At 68.1% G+C, this 12,640-nt stretch carries 6 protein-coding genes; 2 read left to right on the top strand and 4 right to left on the bottom strand.

Going from position 1 to position 12,640, the window contains the following annotated elements; translation table 11 throughout:
* Window positions 1–140 precede the first annotated feature (140 nt).
* A complete protein-coding gene (locus tag OG300_RS32780) occupies window positions 141–1,784 on the bottom strand; it encodes a serine/threonine-protein kinase (RefSeq protein WP_405487712.1) in 1,644 nt (547 codons plus the stop codon).
* A 23-nt stretch (window positions 1,785–1,807) separates the two neighbouring features.
* Window positions 1,808–3,697, bottom strand: coding sequence for a protein kinase domain-containing protein (locus tag OG300_RS32775; RefSeq protein WP_405487710.1), 1,890 nt, complete (start codon window positions 3,695–3,697; stop codon window positions 1,808–1,810).
* Between the two features lie 167 nt (window positions 3,698–3,864).
* On the opposite strand from OG300_RS32775, the gene OG300_RS32770 reads away from it, so the two are divergent.
* A complete protein-coding gene (locus OG300_RS32770) occupies window positions 3,865–7,113 on the top strand; it encodes an arabinosyltransferase domain-containing protein (protein WP_405487708.1) in 3,249 nt (1,082 codons plus the stop codon).
* Between the two features lie 222 nt (window positions 7,114–7,335).
* Window positions 7,336–10,692, top strand: a complete 3,357-nt coding sequence (locus tag OG300_RS32765; protein ID WP_405487706.1) for an arabinosyltransferase domain-containing protein — start codon at window positions 7,336–7,338, stop codon at window positions 10,690–10,692.
* Between the two features lie 89 nt (window positions 10,693–10,781).
* On the opposite strand, the gene OG300_RS32760 is transcribed toward OG300_RS32765, so the two are convergent.
* Window positions 10,782–10,988, bottom strand: coding sequence for a DUF5988 family protein (locus tag OG300_RS32760; RefSeq protein WP_405487704.1), 207 nt, complete (start codon window positions 10,986–10,988; stop codon window positions 10,782–10,784).
* 72 nt (window positions 10,989–11,060) lie between these two features.
* Window positions 11,061–12,605: an acyl-CoA carboxylase subunit beta gene (locus OG300_RS32755; protein ID WP_405487702.1), complete on the bottom strand. Its 1,545-nt coding sequence runs from the start codon at window positions 12,603–12,605 to the stop codon at window positions 11,061–11,063.
* Window positions 12,606–12,640 lie beyond the last annotated feature (35 nt).

Genomic DNA, 12,640 nt, shown 5'->3' with positions numbered 1-12,640 from the left:
CTCACCAACGTCCACGCCGTTGCACATCCTCCCGCACAACGAGGCCCAGCGCCCGCTCGACCCCTGCGATTCTCGTCGCAACAGACCGATCAGTCACTGGCCGCCTCGACAAGGCGCGAATTGGGCGGTTCCGGACGTGTTCAGCCGATGCGGTTGTAGGTGACTGTGCCGCTTACCGAGAGGGCTCGGGTGAGGTGGCCGTTGGTGAGGGTCAGTTCGTGGGTGGGTTGGGGGGTGCAGTTGGTGCCGCCGGTGGTTACGGTGCCTTGGCCGAGGGTGATGTCGGTGGGGGTGGGGACGGCCAGGAGGCGGTAGTCGAAGACGCAGATGGGGGTGCCGCTGCGGAGGATGGTGGAGGTTACGGCGGTGTCGTTGAGGTTGGATTGGTGGATGGACAGGCGGTAGTCGTCGGAGTTGGCGTCGCTGGTGCCGGACCATTCACCCAGGAAGCCGGTGGGGATTTGGCCGGTGGGGGTGGATTGGGTGGGTGGGGTGGTTTGGGCGGGGCCTACCGAGGCGGCGGTGGGGACTTCGGCGGAAACCGGTGCGCCGGAGGGGGTTCCGTGGCTCTCCAAGCTGATGGTTGCCCAGACCGCGCCGCCTGCGATGAGGGCGGCGGCGAGGACTGCTACCAGGCCGGTGAGGATGCCTCGGGCGGGGTCGCGGCGGCGGGGTTCGGGGGCCCGATGGCGGTGGGAGACAGCGTCTTCCGGGGAGGGCGAGCCGGGGCCGTACACCTGGCCGGGGCCGTACATTTCCTCCACGCTCGGGCGGTAGATCGGGCCCGAGTTCGATGGGTACACCGGGCCGGAATCCGAGCGGTAGGCGGGGCCGGAGTTCGGGGTTCGGTAGCGGCCGGAGTTCGGGTCGAGGTGGTGGGTGGGGGCTATCCGGGTGGGGTCGGTGCGGGAGGGGTCGGGTGGGTGGTCGGTGGAGGTGGGGGCGGAGGCGGCGTTCCAGACGGTGCGGGCGGAATCGGTGAAATCCAGGCAGGTGGCGAATCTTTCGTCGGGGTGTTTGGCGAGGGCCCGGTCGAAGACTGCGTCGAAGGCGGTGGGGAGGTCCGGGCGGACCTGGGTGACGTGCAGGGGTGGGGTGTTGCTGTGGGCGTAGATCCAGCCGATCAGGTCGTTGGCCAGGAAGGGGCGGTGGCCGGTGAGGAGGACGAAAAGGGTGCAGGCCAAGGAGTATTGGTCGGTTTGCGGGTCGAGGGGGCGACCGGAGACCTGCTCGGGGGAGGCGAAGGCGAAGGTGGCGGAGATGTCGCCGGTCTTGGTGACCTGACTGGTGTCGCTGCGCAGGCGGGCGATGCCGAAGTCGGTGAGCAGGGCGCGTTCGGGGCGGCCGTTCTCGGCGGGCGAGACCAGGATGTTGGAGGGCTTCACATCTCGGTGCAGGACATCGTTGGCGTGCGCGTAGTCGAGCGCCGAGCCGATGTCGCTCGCGATCCGCAGCGCGCGGTCGGGGGCCAGGCCGGTGAGGCTGTCCGCGTCCCGGCCCGCCACGAATTGCATGGCGATCCACAGTCTTCCGGCATCCACGCCGCGGTCGTAGACGGAGACGATATTGGGATGGTCGAAGCGGGCGGTGATGTCGGCCTCGCGTTGGAAGCGCCGCCAGGCGTCCGCGTCGGTGTTCACCTCGTCGCGATTGAAGATCTTGAGCGCGGCCAGGCGCGGTAGCCGCGGATGCCGGGCGGCGTAGACGGTGCCGGATCCCCCGGCCCCGATCCGGCGCTCGACCACATAACCGGCGACATCGTCGCCGGGCAGCAGTTCGGCCATGTGGCTCACCTACTTCGATGCGGCTACTTCAACGGCGCCCGCTCCAGCCACTGCGACAGCACGCTGTCGACGGTATGGGCGGGCCAGCGGAGCACCAGGACGAACCGCGAACGCGGGTCGCCGTCGGGAAAACTGACGGCGGCCAGCACATGTCGCTGCTCGGTGTCCTGGGTGAGTCCGGAATCGATGTCGGCGCCGGTGGTGATGCTCAACGCACCGGCGACATCCGGATGGGTGATCGCACTGCTGCGGCCGGAACCCGCGAAGAACAGCGCGGCCGCGGATTGGCTCGGGCGCGTATCGAAGTCGAAGACATCGAAGTGCACCTGCCCGGTGGTGTCGTCGCCGTTGCAGAGAATGCGGTGCGCGCCCTGCGCGGTGGCCACGTCACCGGGCCCCGGATCGCGGGGACGGCACGCCGCGCCCTGCCAGCCGATGGCGGTGCCATTGGCCGCCAGCTGACCGACCAGGCTCGGGAACGCCCGCGCGATGGCCGCGTGATCGCGATCCCAGGACGCGGCGGCGGCATCGGCGTTGGTGTACGTGATCAGGCCGCTCACATCGGTTTTGCGGCTCACCCGGCCATCGGGGAGCAGCGTGAGCGTGGTGGGACCGTTGGCGCGGCAGGCGTTCGCGGGATCACCCGCCACGATTTCCGAGGTGCCGATGATGAGGCGGTCCCCCGTGGACGGCACCTGGTCGAGGGGCGCGGAGAACTCGCAGTGGAACGGAGATCCGCTGGGCAGCACACCGTCCACCCGATTGGACAGCACCGGATCCCCGGCCCGGCCCTGCGCAACGGTGAGCCGATAGTTGGTCTGCCCCTCGGTCGCCAGCCAGGTGCCGACGAAGCGATCCGGCACCGCACCCGCCGCGGCCGCCCCCGCACCACCGTGATGGAACGCGAAGCCCACGCCCGCCGCCGCGACGGCCACCGCGGCGACGGCCAGCCCGATCAATACCGGGGTGCGGAACAGGCGCTGCCACACCGGTTTCCGGCTCGCCGATCGCGCGGATCGAGTCGGTCGCACCGGCTGCGCGAGCAATCGGGCGGGTGCGGTCACCGCCAGCGCGGGATCGGAATAGTAAGCCTGCCAAGCGGCTTCGGCGAATTCGAGGCAACTCGGATAGCGGTCCTCGGGATCCTTGGCCATGGCCCGGTCGAACACCTCGTCCAGGGCGGCGGGCAGCGCCGGTGCGATCTCGCTGATCCGCAACGGACTCTCCTGGGTGTGCGCGTGCACCCAGCCGAGCGGATTGTCGGCACGGAAGGGCCGGTGATCGGTGAGCAGCACGAAAAGCGTGCAGGCCAAGGAGTATTGATCAGATCCAGGACCGACCGGTTTGCCGGAAACCTGTTCGGGTGAGGCGAAAGCGAAAGTGGCGGAGATGTTTCCGGGATGGGTGAGCCGGGTGGTCTCGTCACGCAGCCGGGCGATGCCGAAGTCGGTGAGCAGCGCGCGCTCCGGGCGGCCGTCGTCCGGAGCGGCGATGAGGATATTGGAGGGCTTCACATCCCGGTGCAGCACCCGCTTGCCGTGCGCGTAGTCGAGTGCGGCCGCGATCTCGGCGGCGATGCGCAGCGCCCGCTCCGACGAGATCCCGTGCAGCGCAGCGGCGTCCACGCCCTCGATGTACTGCATGGAGATCCAGAACAGCTGATCGGCGGCCCCGCGATCGAAGATCTGCACGATATTCGGGTGATCGAAATGGGCGGCGATATCCGCCTCGCGCTCGAAGCGACGCCACATCTCGTCGTCGGAACCGACCTCGTCGAGTTTCAAGATCTTCAGCGCGGTCAGCCTGGGCAGCCGGGGATGACGCGCCGCGTAGACGACGCCCGACCCCCCGGCACCGATGCGCCGCGCGATCACATACCCGGCGATGACTTCGCCCGGTCGCAGCTCGGTCATGCTTCCTCTTCGGTCTTCCGGCCCGGCCCCTCGCCCAGTTCGGATACCAACCATCGTGACGTACATCCGGCCATACGGCTACCGAACAATCGGTTGTCGGCTCGTTCACCGCCGGTTGGGCCCCGTTGAATCGGAATGAATCCGGGTGGTGGTTAGAGTCGGTGCTCGTGCGCGAAGACAGCCGAGTGTTCCACCGCATCCGCCTCATTGCCCTGGTCTCCGGATTACTCGGAGTCCTGCTGGCGGTGATCACGCCGATCCTGCCCGTCAAGCAGGACCGGCCGACTCTGCATTGGCCACAGGGCGACACCGTGAACATCGCGGCGCCACTGGTGTCGTATGTGCCACTGCGCCTGGACGTCACGCTGCCCTGCGAAGCGCTGCGCGATCTCCCCACCGGCACCCTGTTCTCGACGGTTCCGGCCGCCTCCGGCCAGGCCGACACCAAGGGCCTGGTCGTCAAGGTCACCGACGAACCCGAGAAGGGCCGCACCCTCTCGGTGCTGCTGCGGCTGATTCCGCTGCTGTCGGCACCGATCTCGGAGATCGGCGACTGCACCGGCCTGACCGTGCACTCGGACGTGAACCAGACCCGGGTGGAACTGGCCGGGGTGAACCGCAAGGACGGCACGCCGTTCACCGGTCAGGTGGGCGGAGACGCCCGACCGCAGATCGTCGGCCTGTTCACGGATCTGAGCCGCGCACAGCTCGGAAACGCCACGGCCAGCGCCGATATCGACGCCCGCTTCACCTCCAGCCCGAGCTGGCTCAAGCGCCTGGCGACCATCGCCGCGGTACTGCTCACGCTGGTCGCGATGTACGCCATGCACCTGCTGGACAACTCCGACGGACGCAAGGCGCGACGATTCCTGCCCGCGCATTGGTGGCGATTCAGGCTCGCGGATGGCGCGGTGCTGGGCACATTGGTGGTGTGGCATTTCATCGGGGCCAACACCTCCGACGACGGCTACATCCTGAATATGGCTCGGGCCTCGCGGGATTCGGGCTACATGGCCAACTACTACCGCTGGTTCGGCGTCGCCGAGGCCCCCTTCGGCTGGCCGTACGAGGTGCTGGCCTGGATGACCCGGATCAGCGACTCCAGTCCGTGGGTGCGGCTGCCCGCGCTGCTGGCGGGCATCGTGTGCTGGCTGGTGATCAGCCGGGAAGTGCTGCCGCGACTGGGATCCCGGGTGCGGCGCGACAATGTCGCCATCTGGACCGCGGGCCTGGTGTTCCTGGCCGCCTGGATGCCGTACGACAACGGACTGCGTCCCGAACCGCTGATCGCGGCGGGCGCGCTGCTGACCTGGTGCTCCATCGAGCGCGCCATCGCCACCGGGCGACTGCTGCCCGCCGCGCTCGCGGTACTGATCGCGGCGCTCTCGCTGGCCGCCGGGCCGACCGGATTGATCTGCATCGCAGCGTTGATCGCGGGTTCACGGCCGGTATTGCAGATCATCATCAAGCGCGCCAAGGGTGAAGGCTCGTGGCTGCTGCGCTACGGGGCACTGCTCGCGCCCGGCGCGGCCGCCGGAACCCTGGTGCTGGTCGTGGTTTTCGCCGATCAGACCCTCGCCTCCGTGCTCGAGGCCACCCGGGTGCGCACGCTGATCGGGCCCAATGTGGCCTGGTTCGACGAGCGCACCCGCTGGGATGCGCTGCTGCAACTCTCTCCGGACGGCTCGCTCGCCCGACGCTTCGGCATCCTCGCGATGCTGCTGTGCCTGGGCGTGTGCGTCATGGTGATGCTGCGCAAGAACGGTCGCATCCCGGGCACCTCGCGCGGACCGTCGGCCCGCATCCTCGGCATCGTCTTCATGTCGCTGTTCCTGATGATGTTCACCCCCACCAAGTGGACCCACCACTTCGGCGTGTACGCCGGACTGGCCGGATCGGTGGCCGCGCTGGCCTCGGTCGCGGTGGGCGTCAACGGGATTCGCTCGCCGCGCAACCGGACACTGTTCACCGCGACCGTGTTCTTCCTGCTGGCCATGACCTTCACCGGCTCCAACGGCTGGTGGTACGTGTCCAGCTACGGGGTGCCGTGGTTCGACAAGGCGCCGCTCATCGCGGGCAAGGGCATCTCCACCTTCTTCCTGGGCCTGACCCTGCTGGCCCTGCTGGTCGCGGTCGTGCAGCACTTCCGCGAGCCTTACACCACACCGAAACCGGCGCGCGCCTTCGACAAGTTCGCGACCATGCCGCTCACCATCGCCGCCCTGGTGCTGGTGCTGTTCGAGGTGTTGTCGCTGGCCAAGGCCGCGATCACCCAGTACCCGGCCTACTCCATCGCCGAATCGAATCTGCGTGCCCTGACGGGTGATTCGTGCGCGCTGGCCAACGAGGTGCTGGTCGAGACCGACACCGCCACCTCGCTGCTGCACCCGTGGACCGGCTCCGACGCCGACGGGTTGACCGCGCAGAACACCGGATTCACCCCCAACGGCGTGGCCTCCGACCTCACCGCCGACGCCGAGGAGACCGTCACCGGCAGCGCCAACTCGGTGAACGAGAAGTCCGGCAACAAGACCTCCAACACCACCAGCGCCGGAACCGGCGGCGGCTCCACCGAGCAGACCGGCGTCAACGGCAGCACCGTCGCGCTGCCGTTCGGGTTGCAGGCGGCCACCACCCCGATCCTGGGCAGCTACACCAGTGGCGAACAACAGGTTTCGTCGCTGACCAGCCAGTGGTACAAGGTCGATCTGTCCGACAGCGTGCGCGATGATCCCGCCTACAAGGTGCTGATCGTGACCGCGGCCGGGCGCATCCGGTCCTACACCAAGGACGGCGTCGAAACGTACGGGCAGGACCTGTGGGTGGAGTACGGCACCCGCGACGCCGACGGCAATGTCACGAACACCGGGCGCATCCGGCCGATCGACATCGGGCCGAACCCGTCCTGGCGCAACCTGCGGGTGCCCCTGGACCAGATTCCGAAGGGCGCCAACTCGGTTCGCCTGGTGGCCAATGACGCCGACCTGACCCCGAAGCAGTGGCTGGCCGTCACCCCGCCGCGGCTGCCGCGCCTGGCGACGCTGAATACCGTTGTCGGACACGACGCCCCGGTACTCGAGGACTGGCACGTCGGCCTCGCCTTCCCGTGCCAGCGGCCCTTCGACCACCACGACGGCGTCGCCGAGGTGCCCGACTGGCGAATCCTGCCCGACCGGGTCGGGCAGGACGCCTCCAACGCGTGGCAGGACGACATCGGCGGCGGGCCGCTCGGCTGGACCGGGCTGCTGCTGAAATCCGAGACGCTGCCGTCGTATCTGAACCAGGACTGGGGACGGGACTGGGGTGCGCTGGAACAGTTCACGCCGTACGTCCCGGATGCGAAGCCCGCGCAGTTGTCGGTGACGGTGCAGACTCGCTCCGGACTCGCCAAGGACGCCCCGATCCGGGCGCACTGAACAATCGACACGCCGAAAGGAAGGTCGGCGACTGATTTCGTGAGTTCGGGGTAACTCGCCGGGTACGTCCAGAATCGGGTTGGCTCCCAACGACAGAACGGGTGCGAAATCGGACACGGCTCCCAGCCTCCCGCCAAGTTTCGGGGAGGCGGGGGAGCATGTGTGTGAACGGGTGGGAGTGAACAGCGCCACTCTCAGTGCGGGCACGTACGATCAGCAACCGTGCCAGACGCCTCCGCTGTACTGACCAAGCCGAATAATCCGGCGACCACTCCGGCGACATCGCGCGACTTCCGCATCGCGAAGCTCATCGCGATCGTGGCAGGTCTGCTGGGCGCGCTGTTCGCCATCGCGACCCCGTTCCTGCCGGTGCAGCAGACGCAGGCGGAGGTGAGCTGGCCGCAGCGCGGGTCACTGGACAGCGTGCAGGCCCCACTGATGTCGCAGGTGCCCGTCGACCTGAATGTGGCCATCCCCTGTTCGGCTGTGCAGCAGCTGGATCCGCGCGGTGGCATCCTGCTGGCAACCGCGCCGCCGCAGGGCAAGGGCTCGGACCTGGAGGCCATGTTCGTGCGCGTCTCCGCCGACAGCGTCGACGTGCTGGACCGCAACGCGGTGGTGGCGTCCGCGCCGCGCTCGGATCTGGCCGAGTGCTCGCAGATCGTCATCACCTCGGATATCGGCAAGACCTACGCCAAGTTCGAGGGCCTGAACCACAGCGTCGAGAAGACCACCGCCGACGGCGGCCGCGAACTGGTCACCGTGCCGGTCGAGGGGCAGCTGCTGGGCGATCTGCGCCCGCAGGTGGTCGGCGTCTTCACCGACCTGAAAGGCGCGGTGCCGTCCGGTCTTTCGTTCCACATGACCGTCGACTCCCGCTTCTCCTCCTCGCCGACGCTGATCAAGCTGGTCGCGATCATCGCCTCGGTGCTGTTGACCCTGCTGGCCATGGGCGCGCTCGCGGTGCTCGACACCAGCGACGGGCGCGGACACCGGCGCATCCTGCCGGCGCACTGGCTCAAGCCGACCTGGGCGGACGGCGGCATCATCGGCACCCTGCTGGTCTGGCACTTCGTGGGCGCCAACACTTCCGACGACGGCTACATCCTCACCATGGTCCGGGCTGCCCCGCACGCGGGCTACCTGGCCAACTACTTCCGCTGGTACGGCGTCCCCGAGGCCCCGTTCGGCTGGTACTACTACGTGATCCAGGCCTTCGCCGAGGTCTCCACCGCCAGCCCGTGGGTGCGAATTCCCGCGCTGCTCTGCGGAATCCTGTGCTGGCTGGTGATCAGCCGCGAGGTGGTGCCGCGGCTGGGCAACGCGGTCGCGACCTCCAAGGTGGCGCTGTGGACCGGCGGCCTGGTGTTCCTGGCCTTCTGGATGCCCTACGACAACGGCCTGCGCTCGGAACCGATCGTCGCGCTCGGCGCACTGCTGACCTGGGTCTCCATCGAACGAGCCATCGCCACTTCACGATTGCTGCCCGCCGCGGTCGCGGTACTGGTGGCCGCGTTCACCCTCGCCGCCGCACCCACCGGTCTGATGTGTGTGGCCGCACTGCTCGCGGGCATCCGGCCCCTGGTGCGAATCGTGGTGCGCCGCCGCAAACAGTTCGGTGATCTGGCGCTGCTGGCACCCATCGCGGCGGCCGGATTCCTGGTGCTGGGAACGGTTTTCGCGGACCAGACCTTCGCCGGAATCATGGAGGCCAACCGGGTCCGGCAGGTCACCGGGCCCAACCTGGCCTGGTACGAGGACTACCTGCGCTACTACTACCTGTTCGTCGAGACCGTCGACGGGTCGCTGGCGCGGCGCTTCGCGTTCCTGCTGATGATCCTGTGCCTGATCACCACCATGCTGGTGCTGCTGCGGCGGCGGCAGGTGCCCGGCATCGCGAGCGCACCCACCTGGCGGCTCATGGGCGTGGTGTTCGGAACCATCTTCTTCATGATGTTCAACCCGACCAAGTGGACCCACCACTTCGGTTCCTACGCGGGCATCGCGGGCTCGCTGGCGGCGGTGACCGCGGTCGCGGTGTCGGCAACGGCGTTGCGCTCCAGCAAGAACCGCTCGGTGTTCCTGGCCGGGCTGCTGTTCACCCTCGCCGTCGCGTTCTCCGGCATCAACGGCTACTGGTACGTCTCCAGCTACGGCGTGCCGTGGTTCGACAAGACCGTGTCCCTGCACGGCTTCCAGTCCAACACGCTGATGCTGGTGTTCTTCGGGCTGGCGCTGGCCGTGGTGGCCTGGCGGTCACTGCGCGAGGGTTACGCCAAACCGCCCGCCGACGGTTCGACCAAGCGCGGCAAGCGGATTCGCAAGTTCGCGGCCGTCCCGCTGACCGTGGTCGCCGCGCTGATGGTGGCCTTCGAGGTGCTCTCGCTGGTGAAGGGCGCGGTCACGCAGTACCCCGCGTACTCGCTGGCGCGCTCCAACTTCGACTCGCTGAGCGGACAGAGCTGCGGCCTCGCCAATGACGTACTGGTGGAAGGCGATGTCAACAGCGGTGCGCTGACGCCGATCGTCGATCCGGCCCACCCGCCGGTCAACGGCGACCCGCTCGCCGGTGAGACCAACCCGGTCGGCTTCTCCCCCAACGGCGTCGCCGACAAGCTCGACGCCGACAGCGTCGAGGTGAAGCCGGGCACCGGCAACACCTCCACCCAGACCGTCGGCCCGGCCTTCGAGAAGGGCCAGAGCGCGGGCACCGGCGGCGGCAAGGGCGCCGAGGGCGTCAACGGGTCCACCGTGGCCCTGCCGTTCGGCCTGGACCCCGCCAAGACCCCGGTCATGGGCAGCTACCAGGACGGCGTGCAGCAGCCCGCCGAACTCACCTCCAACTGGTACGAACTGCCCGCGGCCACCGCCGACTCGCCGCTGATCGTGATCACCGCGGCCGGCCGCATCATGTCCTTCGACGACACCGGCAACATGACCTACGGCCAGGACCTGTTCCTCAAGTACGGGCATCGCAACGCCGACGGCAGCGTCACCGAACTCGGCCAGTACCGTCCGCTCGACGTCGGCCCGGCCCCGTCCTGGCGCAACCTGCGCATCCCGCGCTCGGCGCTGCCCGCCGACGCCGACACCGTGCGCATCTACGCCCGCGACCCGATCCTGATCGGCGACCAGTGGCTGGCCTTCACCCCGCCGCGGGTGCCGAAGCTGGTGTCGCTCAACAGCTATCTGGGATCCAGCCAGCCGATCCTGCTGGACTGGGCGGTGGGCCTGCAGTTCCCGTGCCAGCACCCGTTCGACCACCGCAACGGCGTCGTCGACGCGGCCCCCAAGTACCGGATCCTGCCCGACCGGCCACTGGCCATCAGCTCCACCAACACCTGGCAGGCCGAGGAATTCGGTGGGCCACTGGGCTGGGCGGAAATGCTCGCCGCGTCCAAGACCGTCCCCACCTATCTGAAGGACAACTACGCGCGCGACTGGGGTTCACTCGAACAGTACGAGCCCTACTACTCGCAGGCGGACGACTCCTCGAAGTTCCCGACGCCCGCGCAGGTCGACACCCATGAGGTGACCCGATCCGGATTCTGGACCCCCGGCCGGATGCGGGTGTTCTGACCTCGGAGACACCCAGATCGGTGGCCGCCCGCGACACGCGGGCGGCCACTGTGTTTTTCAGAGCCGATGCACTCGATACCGGTGCGAAGCTAACGTTTCGGATCCACGTGGGCGACCCACTCGTACACGGGCAGACTCCCCGACGGAGTCTCCTCCCACCGTGGCGTCACCTTGAACCGCTCATACCCTTCCCCGAAGGCAACCCGCAGCTCGAAGCCCGGTGGGGTGATCGGCACGATCCGCGTTGTGAGGCCATCCGGCCCGCCTTCGAGTAGCGCCATCGGTGAGGTACTCATAGCTGAAGGCTCTCACATCTGCCCCGGCCGCCCGATGGATTCAGCGCAATCGGCGAGCCGTCGTGAGAGCGCTCAGAGCGGCAGCAGGTGGTGTTTGCGGGGGTTGCGCGGGATCTTCTTGTCCCGGAGCAGACGCAGGGCGCGACGGATCTCCAGGCGGGTGCTGGAGGGGTCCACGACGGCGTCGACATAGCCGCGCTCGGCCGCCACCCAGGGCGTCGCGATGGTGGCGTTGTAGAACTCGATCATCTGCTGACGCATGGCGGCCCGCTGCTCCTCGGGAGCGGCGTCCAGACTCTTGGCGCCGATCAGCGAGACCGCGCTCTCCGCGCCCATCACCGCGATCCGGGCCGTCGGCCAAGCCAGGTTGACGTCCGCGCCCAACTGCTTGGAACCCATGACCGCGTAGCCGCCGCCGTAGGACTTGCGGATCACCACGGTCACCTTCGGGACCGTCGCCTCCACGAACGAGAAGATGAAACGGCCGCCGCGCTTGATGACACCGATCTTCTCCTGCTCGACACCCGGCAGGAAGCCCGGTGTGTCGACCACGAACACCAGCGGAATCTCGAACGCGTCGCAGAGCCGGACGAAATGCGCGGCCTTGTCGGAGGCGCGCGCGTCCAGCGCACCCGCGTAGACCATCGGCTGATTGGCGACCACACCCACGGTGCGACCGTCGACGCGCGCGAAACCGCAGATCACATTGCGGCCCGCGGCCTCACCGAACTCGTGGAACGCGCCGTCGTCGAAGATGCGCAGCAGGATCTCGTGCATGTCGTAACCGGCGTTGTCGGCATCGGGGACGATGCCCCGCAACTCCAGATCGGATTCCGTAATGTCCGGTTCCAGACCAGGATTCACGACCGGCGGGGTCTCCTGGCAACTCGACGGCAGATAGCTCAGATAGTCGCGCACCCACGCGAACGCCGCCGCCTCGTCCTTGGCGACATGATGCACATTGCCGTACTGCGCTTGGGAATTCGCGCCACCGAGCTCCTCGAGGCTGACATCCTCGCCGGTGACCTCGCGAATCACCTTGGGTCCGGTCACGAACATGTAGGCGGCCTCGGTCGCCACCACCACATCGGTATTGATCGGCGCGTACACCGCGCCACCCGCGCAACTGCCCAGGATCATCGAAATCTGCGGCACCAGACCGGAAAGCGGCTCCTGGCGACGACCCAGCTCGGCATACCAGGCCAGCGAGGTCACCGCCTCCTGCACGCGCGCGCCACCGGAATCGTTGATACCCACCACCGGACAACCCATCCGGGCCGCGAACTCCATGATGCCGGCGACCTTGCGGCCGAACATCTCACCGACCGAACCGCCGTACACGGTCTGATCATGCGAGAACACCGCCACCGGGCGACCCTCGACCAGGCCGTGCCCGGTGACCACACCGTCACCGAACAGGGCCGTCTTGTCACCCGGATTGCGCACCAGCGCACCGACTTCCACGAACGAACCGGGATCGAGCAGCATCGAGATGCGGTCGCGGGCCGAAGGAATACCCTTCCTGGCCCGCTTGGCGAGTCCCGCATCTCCTGCCGGTTCCCTCGCGACGTCCAGCTTCAGTCGCAGGTCGGCGAGTTTCCCGGCAGTGGTGCTCACAAGTCCCCTTTCGGCAGAAACCTACTTTCGCAGAA

Origin of the sequence: Nocardia sp. NBC_00511 (assembly GCF_045161165.1) — a bacterium.
Classification (GTDB): domain Bacteria; phylum Actinomycetota; class Actinomycetes; order Mycobacteriales; family Mycobacteriaceae; genus Nocardia.
Note: the sequence above shows the minus strand (reverse complement) of the source record. Positions and strands in the feature narration are given on the sequence as shown.

Excerpts from the sequence above, each read along its gene's own strand:
- OG300_RS32780 (WP_405487712.1), bottom strand. The coding sequence starts at position 1,784 with ATGGCCGAACTGCTGCCCGGCGACGATGTCGCCGGTTATGTGGTCGAG.
- OG300_RS32775 (WP_405487710.1), bottom strand. The coding sequence starts at position 3,697 with ATGACCGAGCTGCGACCGGGCGAAGTCATCGCCGGGTATGTGATCGCG.
- OG300_RS32760 (WP_405487704.1), bottom strand. The coding sequence starts at position 10,988 with ATGAGTACCTCACCGATGGCGCTACTCGAAGGCGGGCCGGATGGCCTC.